Genomic DNA, 15,819 nt, shown 5'->3' on the forward strand with positions numbered 1-15,819 from the left:
TAAGTCTGATTTAGCGGGGCTTAGCGATATTAAAGCGCGGTGTCAATGCGAACTCGACGGGATTGATTATTGGATGGCATTAACTGCGTTACAAACAGATTCCGCCGTCGGAAAACGGATGCCATACGACGAAGAGCGGGTAACGTCGCAATGTCGAATCGAGGGGGATGGCATTTGGCTGATAGGCGAGAGCCCTTTTAGCTTCATAGAAACCCTGGTGTCGATGAACAAATACCTACACCAGCAATTATTTCCGGATGCGGTCGGAAAATGGATCTTTACCCGTATCGACTTGGATCAGGAGTCTGACGCACAAAGCGGACTGGCATTGCTATTGAAACATAATCTGAACTATCGCCTGACCAAAAGCGAAATCTTGTTGGACGGCAAGCGATTAGGGGATATTTACTTTTCGTTGGTAGCGGCATGATCGGTATTCAAGCCATAGGCACTTATATTCCCGTTCAACGGATCGATAATCGGGAGCGGCTAAGCCAGTTTGCCGTCGATGAAAGTTTTCTGCACGACAAAATCGGTATGTTGCGCTTGGCGGTCAAAGCGGCGGACGAGGAAACTTCCGACTTATGTTGCAAGGCGTTTGCCGATTTGCAGCGAAAAGTCTTGTTCGATTCTGATGAAATCCAATGTATCGTGGTTTGCACACAAAATCCGGATGGGAGCGGCTTACCGCATACTTCGGCCAACGTGCACGGCAAGCTGAGTTTGTCGGACAGCTGCGCCGCGTTTGACATTTCCTTGGGTTGTTCGGGGTTCGTCTACGGTTTGTCGGTGATTCAAGCCTTCATGCAGGCCAATGGATTTGAAAAAGGGATACTGTTTACCGCCGATCCTTATTCCAAAATCATCGATGCGCAAGACAAGAATACCAGTCTGTTGTTCGGCGATGGTGCCACGGCAACGTTGATCGGCGGTCGCCCGTTATGGCAATCCGGCCGTTTCGTATTCGGTAGCCGCGGCTGCGAGTCCAGTGCCATACAAGTGGAAGAAAACGGCAAACTGGCCATGAACGGACGCGGCGTTTTCTCGTTTTCCGCGACCGAGGTACCCAGCAGTATCAGACGGGCCTTATCGGATAATAACCTCACGGAAAACGACGTTGATTGTTATTTGTTACATCAAGGTAGTCGTTACATAGTCGACACTATCGCCAAAAAGTTAGGTGTGGCGCCCGATAAGGTGCCGTTCGGCGCTGCCGATTACGGAAATACCGTATCGTCATCCATTCCATTGCTGCTGAACGAAAGTGCCGCTGACCACCGCATAGTGGTCGTCGCGGGATTTGGCGTCGGTTTGTCTTGGGCTAGCACGGTATTGTTCAAAACTGAAATAGGAGCGGATTAATGAATGTGACCCACGAAGAGCTAATCGTATTATTGGAAAACGTCGGTACCTCAGTCGACCTTGCGCAGCTCAAGGGCGACGAATTGTTAGAGGAGGCTGGGGTGGACTCCTTGGAAGTAATGAATTTTTTATTGGAAGTCGAACAGAAGTTCGGCGTCAAAATTCCGGATGCGGATATCGACAAGTTGAATACGCTTAATGACGTACGCAATTATTTGCAGCAAAAGTCTTAACTGAAGCCATCCTGTCCGGTCAATAATTCAAACGCGAATCCGCCATCAAATCATGAAGGGTAAAATCGATACGGCATTCCATATTGGTTCGGCATGTGTTCGATCAATCGGAAAACGCAAAATCTTCGGTATAGGGAGAAACAAGACCGGCACCAGCTCGCTGACGGTTGCACTGCAATCCCTGGGGTTTGCAGTAGGCCGGCAAATTTGGGGCGAGCGCCTATTGAAAAGCTGGGCTGTGCGGGATTTCAAGCCGATTATTCGGTATTGCCACACCGCACAGGCTTTTCAGGATGTTCCGTTTAGTCTGCCATACACTTTTCAGGCCATGGACATGCGCTTCAAAGGTAGTAAATTCATTCTGACCGTGCGCGACAATCCGGAACAGTGGTACAACTCCTTGACCCGCTTCCACAAAAAAATGTGGGGTGAACAGGTGTTAAGCAGTTTGAGCGAGCTTAAGCACGTGGATTATTGCTATCCGGGGTTTGCTTACGACGCCAGAGCACTGGTGCATGACGTGTCCGAAGACGATCCTTACAACAAGGAAATCCTGATTCGGCATTACAATTTTCATAACGATGTCGTAATGGACTATTTTCGTAATCGCCCGGACGATTTGTTGGTTCTGAATGTCGCCGAAAAAGGGGCGTACAAAAAACTAGGTGATTTTCTGGAAGTTCCTTGTCCGGCGGATGATTTTCCGTGGGAAAATAAGACCTAATTCCAATTCAAACGATTCAACCGAACGGCTGGCCGGATTTTTGCCGCTGATTGACGGAGCAACCCCGTGCAAAAAACTTTCTTGAATATTGGCTGCGGTAGGCAACACATTACCGGCTTCGTCAACATGGATATCGTCAAGCCATACGATAGAAAACTGGATGCGCGTAAAGGCCTACCTTTCCCCGAATGCAGTGTCGACGGCATATATAGCGAGCATTTTTTCGAACATCTGACGCAAGCGGAAGGTTTGGGTTTTTTGCGCGAATGCCGGCGGGTGTTGAAACCCGGCGGCGTAGTGCGAATTGCAATGCCGGATCTGGATGACCTCGTCAGACGCTATACCTCGGAGGACTGGCGCGGTGACGGCGACATGTTCAAACTCGGCTTCGATTGGGTGGAAAATCGTTGCGAGATGATGAATATCGCGATGCGGGAATGGGGACACAAGCACGTTTATAACGAAGAAGAACTGGTCAGAATTGCCCGATATGCCGGACTCGAACCGATAGGGCGCTGCCGCCACGGTTGCAGCGACATACCCGAGTTGGCAGGCAGGGAGACTCGCAATAGCTCGAAATTGATCATGGAATTCACCTTGCCTGCGCGTTCGTCCGAAAGCCGGCCATTGGTCAGTGTGCTGATTCCAGCCTACCGCGCCGATTATTTTCGGCAAGCGTTAACCAGCGCATTGTCGCAAACCTATTCACATCTGGAAATCATCGTATGCGACGATTCCGCCAACAACAGCATCGAATCAATGACGCGCGAACTTGCGCAACAAGACGGCCGGGTGACCTATATTCGAAACCAGCCGCCGCAGGGTGGTTTGGGCAATTATTTAAACTGCTTTGCCCGAGCTAACGGCGAATTCATCAAGTTTTTGAATGACGACGATGTATTGGAGCCTAACTGCATTGAAAAAATGCTCAACGTATTTGCCGCGCATCCCGGAGTAACCTTGGTGACCTCCAAGCGGGTGTTGATCGATAGCCGGGGAGAACGTTTGCCCGATCTGCCTGCCACTCAACGCTTGTGCCGTGAGGACAGCGAATTGGATGGGATCAGTTGCGCCAATGCGTTGATTGCCGGGCAAATTAATTTTTTAGGCGAGCCTTCCACTGCGATGTTCAGGAAAATCGATTTGGCTTGGGTTAAACCGCACTTTATGAGTATTGGCGGCTTGATAGGGATTGGGGCAGGCGATGTCGCCATGTGGCTTAATTTGTTGGGTAGGGGGAATGGCTACTACATCGCCGAACCGCTCAGTTACTTTCGACTGCACGAACAGCAACGACAACAAGACCCAGCGATTCAGCAACAAGGTCAGCAGACTTGGCGTAAGTTTATTTTTCAGGGGCGCCGCTTGGGTTTGATGCCGCATTTGCTGGTTTGGGGCATTCGTAGCAGATCCGCCGGTTCGAACGTGTGGCGGACCATGCAGATTGTAACGTCGCCGCTATTTCTGATTCAGTTGCGTGGCTATTTCAGGATTGCAAAAGAACGCTATTTGCGTCGAGGATAACGGTCTGCAATGCGGCAAGCCTCATCCTGTCCCGGTACGCCGGCAGTGGCCGTGTTATTGTCTACTTATAACGGCGAACGGTTTCTTGAAGCGTTACTCGACAGTCTCATTGCGCAAGATTATCCGCATCTGGGTATTTGGGTAAGAGACGACGGTTCCTCCGACCGCAGTTTGAGCGTGCTCGAGCGTTATGCGGCAGCCGGAAAAATTACACGTTTGTTGCACGGTGGCAACGTCGGCGTTGTCGACAGTTTTTTGGAGTTGTTGCGATCGGCTGGCGACGAATATGCCTATTACGCGTTTTGCGATCAAGATGATGTTTGGTATCCCGGTAAAGTAAGCGCTGCCGTACAAACATTGCAGTCACAGGAGGACGGCAAACCGTTGTTGTATTGCGGGCGGCTTGAATATGTAAACCCGCAACTGGCGCCTCTTGGTTTATCTCCGGTTCCAGCAAGGATGGGGCTGGGTAATGCATTAGTCGAAAACGTTGTAACCGGTTGCACTAGCGTAATTAATGCCCAGGCTCGCCGGGTTTTGCTGGAGCGGTGGCCGCCGACCGTGCAAATGCACGATTGGTGGTTGTATTTGGTAATTTCCGCAGTTGGTCGCGTCATATACGATTCGCGCAGTTTTATTCGATACCGCTTGCACGATCACAATACCATCGGCGCCACGCTCAATCCGCTACAAGCGTTTAGCCGCAAACTCATCCGTTTCCTTCGACGAGATAAAAGTGGGGTTTTTGCCGCATCCGCTCAAGCCGCGGCGTTTGCCGAAATATACGCAGATTTACTGAACCACGAGCAAAAAACACTGCTAGAGCGGTTCCTGCTGGGTAAGCGTTCGTTGTTTCGCAGGATTAACCTGTGCTGCAACAAGCGGGTGTGGCGGCAAGGCAGATTGGAAAATTTGTTACTCAAAGGCTTACTATTGTTCAATAGGTACTGATTTGCACATGGCCGTCGCACTCCAACCTCAATTAATCTCGCTTTCCGTGGTGAGTCACGGGCAAGCCGGTTTGCTTCAACACCTGCTCGACGATTTGCTGAAACTGCCGCAGCCGGAGCGTTTTGAATTGATTTTGACGCGCAATATTCCCGAGGTGTGGCCATTTGAAATCGATCGGCTACCGTTTTCGGTGAAAGTGATTGAAAATTCGCAGCCCAAGGGATTTGGTGCCAACCACAATGCCGCTTTCCGGGCAGCCGCCGGCGATTGGTTTTGCGTATTGAATCCGGACGTTCTATTGCCGGAAGATCCCTTTCCTGAATTGTTGAACAGTTTGCATCAGGCCGGAGCGGCATTGGCGGCACCTGTCGTATTCAATTCCGCGGGTAACAGGGAAGATAGCGCGCGAGCGTTTCCGACATTGAGTAGTCTGGCTACCAAAGCCTTAGGACGCGATGGCGCGGTTTATTCTAGTGATCCGCAAAATGATGGGTCTCCCGACTGGCTGGCCGGAATGTTTTTATTGTTTCGTAGCGCCGATTTCGCAAAGATTGGCGGATTCGACGAAGGCTTTTATCTTTATTACGAGGATGTCGATATTTGTGCACGTCTGCGCAAGGCCGGTTTTAAGCTCGTGCTTTGTTCCGGAGCTAAAGTTATACACGATGCACAACGCAGCAGTCATCACAATTGGCGTTATCGCTACTGGCACCTTGCCAGCATGCTGCGTTATTTCCTTAAACATTGGTGGCGGTTGCCGTGATGAACGTGGCGATTGGCTCTGAGCAAAGTTCCGGCGTGAGTGAACGGCAACAGTCGATTGCATTAGTGACGGGTGCTGGCGGATTTATCGGCCAGCGCTTGGTTGCGGCGTTGCAAGAACACGGCTATATCGTGCGCACCCTAAGCCGAGGGCTTGGCGATGCGAATAACCCCGAGCATTTTGCGCTGGATTTAGCGATGGATGACTGTCCTGCTGGGTTATGCCTAGGCGTCAGCATGATATTCCATTTAGCCGGCAAGGCGCACGATTTGGCCGCACACGTCGCCAATGTATCTCAGTACCGGCACGTCAACGTCGAGGGTACCCGCAAGCTGCTGGAAGCGGCCAAACAGGCCGGGGTGCCGAGATTCGTTTTTTTTAGCAGCGTCAAGGCGGTGGGCGATGGCCAGCCGCAACCGATGGACGAAACCGTTTCCGCGCCGGCCGACGGCCCTTACGGCGAGTCCAAATACCAAGCCGAACAATTGGTATTGCATGGCGGTTATGTGCCGCATCCGCTGGTGATTCGCCCCAGTATGGTGTATGGCAATACCGACAAGGGCAATCTGCCGATGATGATCAAAGCCATTCGCCGTGGTCTGTTCCCACCGCTGCCGGATACGGGTAATCGCCGCTCTATGGTGCATGTCGACGATTTGGTGCGGGCCGCCATATTAGCCGCCGAATCCGCACAGACCGCCGGCAAGGTTTATATCGTAACCGACGGGCACGCTTATTCCACCCGGCAACTTTACGATGAAATCAGGGCGGCATTAGGTAAAGCTCCGATCGCTTGGGCGCTGCCGTATGGTTTGTTGCACGGTCTGGCTAGATTGGGCGACGGCATCGGCCGCTTATTGCAGCGGCGGTTTCCGTTCGATAGCGTCGCCCTGGATAAATTGACCGGCTCGGCGTGGTATTCGTCGGCCAGAATAGAAGCCGACTTAGGCTTTCGACCAACAAAAAATCTACCTAACTCTCTTCCGGACCTGGTCCGATTCCTGGATTCCCTCTAAGCGTGTTATTACAGTTTTTTCTGGTTTTTGTCTTGTCGGTCGTATTGACCGGTCTGATTCGAAATTATGCGTTGTCGCGCAAGGTATTGGATATTCCCAATCAACGCAGTTCGCATAGTCTTCCTACACCACGCGGTGGTGGCTTGGCCATTGTGTTGAGTTTTGCCGTCGGCGTGGCCTTGCTTGCCGGTCGGCAGGCGATTTCAGCGCAAACCGTCTGGATATTGGCCGCCTGTCTGCCGGTTGCCGTGATCGGTTTTTTTGACGACCATAGCCACATACCCGCTCGCTGGCGGTTTTTGATACATGCCGTGTCGGCATTGGTGGCGTTGTATTTGATGCACGGTATGCCCTTGCTGTGGATTCCGGCGCCGTTGGACGGCTGGTTGCATCGCTTGTGGATGGACTGGCATTGGTTGGGCTATCCGGTGGGAGCGTTTTTGCTGGTGTGGTTTTTGAATTTGTTCAATTTCATGGACGGTACCGACGGCATTGCGGCTTCGGAAGCCTTGTTCGTATCGGCGGCATTGGCCGGCTACAGCTATTTTCCGGATCCCGGTTTAGCCGCGACTGCGCTGAGTTTAAGCGCCGCCGCTTTAGGTTTTTTATGTTGGAACTGGCCCAAGGCCAAGATTTTCATGGGCGATGTCGGCAGCGGTTTTTTAGGATTACTGCTGGGATTGCTGATACTGTGCGCTGCCCGGCAAGCAGGCGTATTGCTATATTGCGGTTTGATTTTATTCGGCCTGTTTATTGTGGATGCCAGCTACACCCTGTTGTATCGCATGCTTAGCGGTCAGGTATGGCATCAAGCGCATTGCTCGCACGGCTATCAACGCGCGGCCAAACGTTACGGCCATTTAGCCGTGTTATTGAGCTGTTGGGGCATTAATCTGGCTTGGCTGTTGCCGATTTCCCTGCTGGTGTTTTTGAATCCAAGTTACGCATTGGCCGGTTTGCTGCTCGCTTATTCACCCTTGTTGGTTTTGGTACGCCTTTTGGAAGCCGGCCGCCCGGAAACCGCCTTACCATGAGTTTTAAATTTCGCTCCAGAACCACGATTTTTCTGCACGACCTTGCCATGGTGCCATTGGCTTGGTTCGGCGCTTATTGGTTGCGCTTTAATCTGCAGCAGATTCCGGACTTCTTTTTCTATTCGGCATTGTTGTTTTTGCCGCTGGTGATCGGCATTCAAGTGTCGGCATTTTGGTTTTTCGGCCTTTATCGCGGCGTGTGGCGTTTTTCTTCGTTGCCGGATTTGATCCGGATCGCCAAGGCCGTAGCCAGCGGCATATTTCTAATCGCCGGCGTACTGTTTTTATTCGATCGTTTACAAGGGGTGCCGCGCTCGGTAATACCGCTGTATTTATTGATATTGCTGGCTTTGTTATCCATTCCAAGATTCGGTTACCGGTTCTGGAAAGAACGCGCGTTCATCGAACGCACCGGTCAGCGGGCTTTGATCATCGGCGCCGGCGCGGCCGGAGAAATGCTGGTGCGGGATTTGATTGCCAATCCTTACAGCGGTTACATTCCGGTGGTTTTCGCCGACGACGATAGCGCCAAGTTCCGGCGGGAAATCCGCGGCATCCGCGTGACCGGCACTGTGCAACAACTGCCGCAGCTGATCGCGCAATGGGACATCGAAGTGGTGTTGATCGCGGTGCCTTCGGCCAGCGACAAAGAGATGCGGCGCATGGTGGAAGTTTGCGAAACCTGCGGGGTGCCGTTTCAAACTTTGCCGTCGGTGACCGAATTATTGAGCGGTACGGTTGGCAAAGCCAATTTGCGGGCGGTATCCATCACCGATATTCTTGGCCGAGACCCGGTTAATTTGGATTGGCAACGCATCCAGCTCGGCTTGCGGGGCAAAACCATCATGGTCACCGGCGGTGGCGGCTCGATAGGTTCGGAACTGTGTAAACAATTAGCGAAAGTTCAGCCTAAATTATTGATTATATTCGATCAATGCGAATTCAATCTGTACCGGATAGACGCCGATTTGCAGCGCCTTTCCCCGCAACTGAGCAGGCTGGCGGTGCTGGGCGATGTGACCGACGCGCTGGCCGTGCGCCAGGTGATAGAGGACCAGCGCCCGGATATCGTGTTTCACGCCGCGGCCTACAAACACGTACCGCTATTGGAAGGGCAGGTGCGGGAAGCGGTGCACAACAATTTACTGGGTACCCGTAATGTCGCGGAAGCCGCCATTGCCTGCGGAGTCGGACGCTTCGTGTTAATTTCCACCGACAAGGCGGTCAATCCGAGCAATGTGATGGGCGCAACCAAGCGGGCGGCGGAAATATTGTGTCAAAACCTGGATAAACCCGGCTCTACCCGCTTTACCACGGTGCGTTTCGGCAACGTGCTGGATTCGGCCGGTAGCGTCGTGCCGCTGTTTCGCAGTCAAATTCAAGCCGGCGGCCCGGTCACCGTCACCCATCCGGAGATTACCCGCTATTTCATGACCATACCGGAAGCCTGCCAGTTGATCATGCTGGCGGAAACTGTCGGCCAAGGCGGCGAAGTGTTCGTATTGGACATGGGCGAGCCGGTCAAAATCGTCTATTTGGCCGAACAAATGATCCGCCTGAGCGGCAAGCTGCCGGGTAAGGACGTGAAAATCGAATTCGTCGGCTTGCGTCCCGGGGAAAAATTGTACGAGGAGTTGTTCCACGGCGAAGAACAGTTGCTGGAAACGGGATATGCGAAACTGCGTCTGGCCAAGGCCCGTATCTACCAAAACGACCTTTGGTTCGCGCAGATCGGCGCATTGACCGACGCTTGCCGGCAGCGAGACCAGCGACGCATCCTGGACTTGCTGCACGGCTTGGTACCCGAATTTAAAACGGTAGAAAAAATCGTTAGTTCGGAGGAAGATGGGGGCGGCCAAGAACCGCTGTAAACCCTGAATCCGGCGAGCGCCGATACCCCGGCGCGCAGCACAACAGGCCTTGTGGCGCAATGGCTGCGGATTGACAAACCGGAAAACCGATTGTTGATTCGCGACGGTTTTGACCGGAAATCCAAAAAAATTCAGCTTCCCGGAGCCGCGCGGCGCGGTCTACGCGGTGTCTGAAGTTCAGTTAAATAAGCTGTTTCTAAAAAAAGGGTGGGGAATTCGGCGGCTGAAACGTCTTAGATAAATAAGACGTTTGCATTGCCCGGTCATGAGAGTTGCCAATCGCCGCCAGAGACTCAATCGCCAAAGCCCTAATTCTACTCGGAACCGTTTATACGCCGCGAGCGCACGCCAGCAGCGTTGGGCTAGCGTCTGGGCGGTGGCCTTGCTGATCGCGGGCTGTCAGCCGGTTACGCTGCACGAGCGTAGCGATTTGCAATTTCTTTTCGGCGGACAGTGGCGTGCCGAAGATCCGGTTAATCAGGCTTTGCCGCCGTCTTGGCTGGCGATTTTCGACGATCCGAGCTTAACCGCCTTGGTGCTGGACGGATTGCAGCGCAATTTCGATTTGCAAGCCGCGGCGGCGCGGGTCGACGCGGCCCGCGAGCAGGCTACCATTGCCGGAGCCGGCCGTTGGCCGCAACTGTTTTTCCAACCGGATTATCAGCGTAGCGAAAATGCCGACGGCAGCGGTTATGCGCCTACCGGTTCGTTCAGCGCCTTATTCAGCCTCAATTGGGAATTGGACGTTTGGGGCAGGATCAAAGCCGGCCGGCAAGCGGCACTCGAAGACGCCGAGGCGCTGGCGGCGGATTACCGGGCCGCTCGTTTATCGCTGGCGGCCCGTATAGCCCAAGTCTATTTCGAATGGCTGGAAGCGCAATTGCAAACGCAGGTGGCCGCTCAGTCCGTTGAGGATCGTAGCGTGATAGTCGGCTTGATTCGCGGCCGTTTCGACAAAGGTTTGACCCGCGGCTTGGACTTGCGTTTGGTTTTGACCGATCTGGCCAACGCCCAAGCGCAGTTGGCGCAAGCCAAAAACGACCTGCAGACTCTGGGCCGGCAGCTGCAAAATCTGATTGCCCGCTATCCGGACGACAGTTTGCAAGCGGGCAAACACTTGCCGGAACCGCCGGTAAGCTTGGCTACCGGTTTGCCGGCCGAATTGCTGGAGCGCCGGCCGGATCTTGCGGCGGCGTTTCGGCGCTTGCGCGCGGCGGATTCGCGGCTGGAGAGCGCGCAAAAAGCCTTGTTGCCCCGGGTAAGCTTGACCGCCGCCGGCGGCAGCGTCAGCCCGGCCTTGACCGATTTGCTCGACCCGCGGGCCGCGGCCTGGAATTTCGCGGCCGGCCTGGCGCAACCCCTGTTCACCGGCGACCGTTTAGAAGCCCAAATTCGTTTGAACCAAGCCGGGGTGCGCGAAGCTTACAATCGCTACCAGAGCGTTGCCCTCAACGCCTTTCGCGAAGTCGAGCAGGCCTTGGCGGCGGAGTCGCGATTAAGGGAGCAGGAAAGCGCCTTGCGGGAGGCCGTGGAACAAACCGAATCCAGCCGCAAATTGGCGGTTTATTCCTACCAGCAAGGCTTGATTCAAATTTTGACCCTGTTGGATAGCTATCGCAGCACCTTGAACGCGCAAAGTGCGCATTTGCGGGTTAAACGCCAATTGTTGACCAACCGCATTACCTTGTTGCTGGCTTTGGGCGGTGCGGTGTGAGCTTGAAACGTTCTTCCGTCAAAACCTTATTGCCGGTTGCAGTGTTGCTGGGCGCGGTCGGCGCCGCCTGGGCCATGATAGAGCTGAGACCGGGACGGATAAGCCAAGATGCGCAAGCGATTTTGCCGGTCGTGCAGGTGTGGCGTGCCGAACCGCAAACCCTGCGCTTGACGGTCGAAACGCAAGGCGTGGTTACGCCGCGCGAGGAAATCGATTTGATCGCTCAAGTCGGCGGCCAAGTGCAAACCGTGCATCCGGCCTTGGCCTCCGGCGGGTTTTTCGCCGCCAACGAGGTGTTGGTGCGCATAGACCCGCGCGATTACGACTATGCCATCGCCGCCGCCGAGGCCGGCGTGGCCGAGGCGCAACGGGTGTTGATCAACGAAAAGGCCCAAGCGGAACAAGCGCTGAGCGATTGGCAGGCGCTAGGGCAGGGCGAAGCCGGCGATTTGGCCTTGCGCAAACCGCAATTGGCCGAAGCGCAGGCCAAATTGTCCGCGGCGCAGGCGGAATTGGCCAAGGCCGGATTGAACCGCAGCCGCTGCGATATCCGGGCGCCGTTCGCCGGCAGAGTGTTGAACAAGCGGATAGGCCGCGGGCAGTTTTTAAGCCCCGGCAGCCCGGTCGCCCGCATCTATGCCAATGACGTTGCCGAAATCCGCCTGCCTATCGCCGTCGACGACTTGGCGTTTTTGGCTTTGCCGCTGACCAACCCCAAAAACCCGCAATGGCCGCAGGTTCGCTTGCAGGCTGAAATCGGCGGCCGTAGCTTGCAATGGCCGGCGCGCATCGTGCGTAGCGAAGCGGCCCTGGATAGCGACAACGGTCAACTGTTTTTAATCGCCCAGGTGGACGATCCCGAGCGGGCCGTGGCCACCATGCCGCTGTTTAGCGGGCTATTCGTGCAAGCGCAAATCGAGGGGATTACCCGCGACAAGCTGTTCGTACTGCCGCGCGCCAGTATTAACAATTTGCAGCAAGTCAAGTTGGTGAATGCCGACCGACGTCTGGAGTTGCGCCAAGTCCGAGTGCTGCGTAACCAAGGCGGTAACAGCATCGTCAGCGCGGGACTAACGGCCGGGGAGCGGGTGGTGGTTTCCGAATTGCCGCTGGCGGTAGCCGGCATGCAAGTGCAGATTGCCGACGACGGGGACAGTGGGGTGTTGCATGACTAGCGCAGAGCCGGTAAAGCCGTTTTCCGGCGTATTGGCTTGGTTTGCCGGCAACCCGGTCGCCGCCAACTTGTTGATGTTGCTGATTCTGGCCGGCGGCATGATCGGGTTGCGCAGCGTGGACAAGGAAGTGTTTCCGCGTTTTAGCCCGCACCAAATCGAAGTCAAAGCGGAATTTCCGGGCGCGGGACCGGCCGAAATCGAACAATCGGTCTGCATTCCCATCGAAGAGGCGCTGCACGACCTGCCGGGCATCAAGCGCGTGCGCGGCACAATCTTTGCCCAGCTCTGCAAAGTAGAGGTGGAAATTCTGCCCGGCCGCGACCGCGATCAAATGCTGGCGCTGATCCGCGGACGCATACAAGCGATTTTGCGTCTACCCAAGGAATTGGAAACCATAGAAGTCGCCTTGTCCGGCCGCGAAGGCGACGACGGCGTGATTTGGGTGGCCTTGCACGGCGATACCGACGCCTTCGAGTTGCAGCAGTTCGGCGAAGGCATACAGCAGCAATTGGCCGCCATCCCCGGCGTGAGCCGGGTGCGCAATTACGGCGAAATCGGCTACGAAATCGGCATAGAAGTGTCGCCGGAGCGGTTACGCAAATACCGCTTGAGCCTGGGCGAAGTGGCGCAAGCGGTGCGCGCCGCATCGGTGGACGCGCCGGGCGGGTTGATCAAAAATCCGGACGGCGAGTTGCTGCTGAGAGTGCATGCCAGGGCCAGATCGGCCGACGCCTTGCGCGATCTGGTACTGAAAACCCTGCCGGACGGCAACCATCTGCGTTTGGCGCAGGTGGCGACGATACACGACGGTCTGGAGGAAAGGCTTTTTACCTGGCGGCACAACGGGCAAACCGCGCAAGGCTGGGAGGTGCACACCGAAAGCGACAGCGTGCAAGTGGCCCGCCAAGTCAAAGCGACGGTCGAGTCCATCCGGGCCGGCTTGCCGGAAGGTTTGCGCCTGATTTGCTGGTGGGACGATTCGCAAGCCTACGACGAACGCATAGCGACCTTGTCTGAAGACGCTCTTGGCGGATTCGTATTGGTGTGTCTGGTATTGACCCTGTTTTTACGCGCACGGGTCGCCTTGTGGGCCGGCGTGGGCATATTGACCTCGGTGCTGGGGGCGTTCTGCCTGATGCCGCTGCTGGACGTGTCGTTGAACATGCTGTCTTTATTCGGTTTTTTGCTGGCGATGGGGGTGCTGGTCGACGACGCCATCATCATCGGCGAAAGCATACACAGCCGGCAAGCCGAGGCCGGCGAGGCGCCGCTGCTTGCGGCAGTCAATGGCGTCAAGGCGGTCGCCTTGCCCGTCACTTTATCGGTGCTGGTGGTATTGGTGGCTTTTTTGCCGGGGTTGAATCTGCCGGGCTGGGCCGGGCAGATGATGAAACCGATCTGCGTCATCATGATTTTGACCTTGCTATTTTCCGTGATCGAAGCCTTATTGATTTTGCCGGCGCATCTGGTCGCGCCGATCCGGCAGGATGCTGCGCCAACCCGCTTGCAGCGGCTAAGAGCCAGGTTGAACCGGGGGCTGGACGATTTTGTGGTCAACATCTATCGGCCGCTGCTGGAGGTCGCGCTGGATTGGCGGTATTTGACGGTGGCGCTGTTCGCCGCGTTGCTGATCTTGAGTTGGGCCTTGGTGGCCGGCGACCGGGTGCGGCAATCCATCAATCCGGACGTAACCAAGGACAGTTTTTGGGTGTCGATGCAAATGCCGCAAAGCACGTCTTACGCCGAGATGCAAGCCTTGGCCGGCCGGGTGGAACAAGCCTTGTTCGAGTTGCGGGCCGAATGGGACGCCAAGCTCGCCGGGTCCGGCCGCGGCAGCCTAGGGGAGCAAGGCATCATCGTCGGCGTCGAAACCATGGTTTGGGAACATATGGGCGGCATTTGGCTGGAGTTGTCCGCGCTGGGCCGGCAACACGTGCAGGTGGAACCGTTCATTCGGGATTGGCGGCAACGCATCGGCGACCTCGGTCAAGGTAAAGTCGATTTCATTTTTAAAGAAGGCGATCAAGCCTACGACATCGAGTTGACGCTGGGCGCGGACCGGCCTGAGTTATTGACCGCCGCAGCCGCCGAGCTGGAACGCTCGATCAAGGCTTATCCCGGCGTCTACGACGTGGTGGACTCGGCCGAATCAGGCAAGCCGGAAATCCACTTGCAGCTGAAGCCGGGCGCCGAGCGTCTGGGTTTGCGGCTGGAACCCTTGGCTCAGCAGGTACGGCACGCTTATTACGGCCAAGAAGTGCACCGTTTCATCCGCGGGCGCAAGGAAGTCAAGGTCATCGTGCGCTACCCGTTGGAGCACAGGCGATCTTTAGAGCAACTGCACAACCTGCCGGTCACTCTGCCTAACGGCAGTAGCGCGCCGCTGAGCAGCGTGGCCGAAGTGGCGCTGGTGCAAGGCAATGCCCGGATCAGCCGCGAAGATCGGCAGCGGGTGTTGAGCATCCAGGCCCGGGTCGATCCGACCCTGGGCGATGCTAATGCGCTGTATGCCGTCCTGGAAAAGCAATGGCTTCCGGCATTGGAAACGCAATTTCCCGGATTATCCGCCCGTACCGGCCAGCAACGTCAGGAACAGCAAGCGATGCTGGCGGCGTTCGGCGAGCACACCGTATTGGCTTTGCTGCTGATCTACGTGTTGATTGCGGTGCCGTTTCGATCTTACAGCAAACCCTTGATCTTTTTATTGGCCGCGCCGGTTGCCTGGAGCGGCGGGGTGTTGGCGCATTGGGCGTTCGGTTTGCCTTTATCCATGGAGTCCCTGGTCGGCATGGTGGCCGCCAGCGGCGTGGTGGTCAACGACAGTCTGGTGCTGCTGGATCATCTGCGCCAGCACGATGCCGGCGGAAAAAGTACCGAGCAGATGATCGTAGAAGCCTGCACTTTACGGTTTCGGCCGATTTTCCTGGCTTTTTTGACCAACTTTGCCGGTTTTTTGCCGACTTTGCTGGAAACCAGCCCGCAAGCCCAATTCTTGGTACCGATGACGCTGTCCTTGTCCGCCGGTTTGTTCGTCGGCATGGCGGCCAGCTTGATTCTGACGCCGGTTTGTTACGCCGCATTGGGCGCAGGCGGCAAGCCGGCGGCGAAAGTAGCCGAAGTTCGACCGTAACGGGGTAAACCGGATAACGGCGTTTTTAAGGGGGATATAGCATGCATAATCGTTTCAGTTCCGAGCATTCCGCACCGGAACCCTTGCCGGTACCGGACGCAGCGTTTCCCGCGGCGCGTTACTTTCAGGTGCACTTCGAATATTTGCAGCAGCAATTTCAACAGACGTTAAGCGCGTTGGAAGCTCTGCAATACCAGGTGCATCAATTGGAGCGGCGATTGGCGCAGGAAAACGCTAACCCGGCGCGCATTAAAAATTCCGCAGCGCATGCGGATTATCTGCCCAAGCCGGCTAAGCGCTTAAAAAAAGAGGCGCGATAGCC

At 55.5% G+C, this 15,819-nt stretch carries 14 protein-coding genes; all 14 read left to right on the top strand.

From position 1 onward, the window contains the following. Positions 1-118: 118 nt before the first annotated feature. The 14 genes from F1E05_RS09465 (at position 119) to F1E05_RS09530 (ending at position 15,817) form a co-directional block, all read left to right on the top strand. On the top strand, positions 119-430 hold the full coding sequence (locus tag F1E05_RS09465; RefSeq protein WP_150048056.1) for a hypothetical protein: 312 nt from the start codon (positions 119-121) through the stop codon (positions 428-430). Next, positions 427-1,362 (top strand): ketoacyl-ACP synthase III, encoded by a 936-nt coding sequence (locus F1E05_RS09470; RefSeq protein ID WP_150048057.1) that lies wholly within the window; start codon positions 427-429, stop codon positions 1,360-1,362. Before F1E05_RS09465 ends, F1E05_RS09470 begins: the two co-directional genes overlap by 4 nt. Beyond that, positions 1,362-1,595 (top strand): acyl carrier protein, encoded by a 234-nt coding sequence (locus F1E05_RS09475; RefSeq protein WP_150048058.1) that lies wholly within the window; start codon positions 1,362-1,364, stop codon positions 1,593-1,595. Before F1E05_RS09470 ends, F1E05_RS09475 begins: the two co-directional genes overlap by 1 nt. 52 nt (positions 1,596-1,647) lie before the next feature. Next, positions 1,648-2,319 (top strand): sulfotransferase, encoded by a 672-nt coding sequence (locus F1E05_RS09480; RefSeq protein WP_190303294.1) that lies wholly within the window; start codon positions 1,648-1,650, stop codon positions 2,317-2,319. Between the two features lie 66 nt (positions 2,320-2,385). Next, positions 2,386-3,843, top strand: coding sequence for a glycosyltransferase (locus F1E05_RS09485; protein WP_150048059.1), 1,458 nt, complete (start codon positions 2,386-2,388; stop codon positions 3,841-3,843). Positions 3,844-3,852: 9 nt separating this feature from the next. Then, entirely contained in the window at positions 3,853-4,794 is a 942-nt protein-coding gene (locus tag F1E05_RS09490; RefSeq protein WP_150048060.1) for a glycosyltransferase family 2 protein, read from the top strand. Between the two features lie 7 nt (positions 4,795-4,801). Continuing rightward, complete coding sequence (locus F1E05_RS09495; protein ID WP_150048061.1) at positions 4,802-5,557, top strand: glycosyltransferase; 756 nt, start codon at positions 4,802-4,804, stop codon at positions 5,555-5,557. Next, the gene (locus tag F1E05_RS09500; RefSeq protein ID WP_150048062.1) at positions 5,557-6,573 is read left to right on the top strand and encodes an NAD-dependent epimerase/dehydratase family protein; all 1,017 of its coding nucleotides are present in this window, start codon (positions 5,557-5,559) and stop codon (positions 6,571-6,573) included. Before F1E05_RS09495 ends, F1E05_RS09500 begins: the two co-directional genes overlap by 1 nt. Positions 6,574-6,575: 2 nt before the next feature. Further along, positions 6,576-7,607: an MraY family glycosyltransferase gene (locus F1E05_RS09505; protein ID WP_150048063.1), complete on the top strand. Its 1,032-nt coding sequence runs from the start codon at positions 6,576-6,578 to the stop codon at positions 7,605-7,607. Continuing rightward, the gene (locus F1E05_RS09510) at positions 7,604-9,478 is read left to right on the top strand and encodes a polysaccharide biosynthesis protein (protein ID WP_150048064.1); all 1,875 of its coding nucleotides are present in this window, start codon (positions 7,604-7,606) and stop codon (positions 9,476-9,478) included. The genes F1E05_RS09505 and F1E05_RS09510 overlap by 4 nt, the downstream gene beginning before the upstream one ends. A 265-nt stretch (positions 9,479-9,743) precedes the next feature. Then, entirely contained in the window at positions 9,744-11,192 is a 1,449-nt protein-coding gene (locus tag F1E05_RS09515; protein ID WP_150048065.1) for an efflux transporter outer membrane subunit, read from the top strand. Continuing rightward, positions 11,189-12,367: an efflux RND transporter periplasmic adaptor subunit gene (locus F1E05_RS09520; RefSeq protein WP_150048066.1), complete on the top strand. Its 1,179-nt coding sequence runs from the start codon at positions 11,189-11,191 to the stop codon at positions 12,365-12,367. The genes F1E05_RS09515 and F1E05_RS09520 overlap by 4 nt, the downstream gene beginning before the upstream one ends. Continuing rightward, the gene (locus F1E05_RS09525) at positions 12,360-15,497 is read left to right on the top strand and encodes an efflux RND transporter permease subunit (protein ID WP_150048067.1); all 3,138 of its coding nucleotides are present in this window, start codon (positions 12,360-12,362) and stop codon (positions 15,495-15,497) included. The genes F1E05_RS09520 and F1E05_RS09525 overlap by 8 nt, the downstream gene beginning before the upstream one ends. 41 nt (positions 15,498-15,538) lie before the next feature. Beyond that, positions 15,539-15,817 carry a hypothetical protein gene (locus F1E05_RS09530; RefSeq protein ID WP_150048068.1) on the top strand — a complete coding sequence of 93 codons (279 nt, stop codon included), beginning with the start codon at positions 15,539-15,541 and terminating at the stop codon, positions 15,815-15,817. Positions 15,818-15,819 lie beyond the last annotated feature (2 nt).

This window comes from Methylomonas rhizoryzae, from assembly GCF_008632455.1.
GTDB lineage: Bacteria > Pseudomonadota > Gammaproteobacteria > Methylococcales > Methylomonadaceae > Methylomonas > Methylomonas rhizoryzae.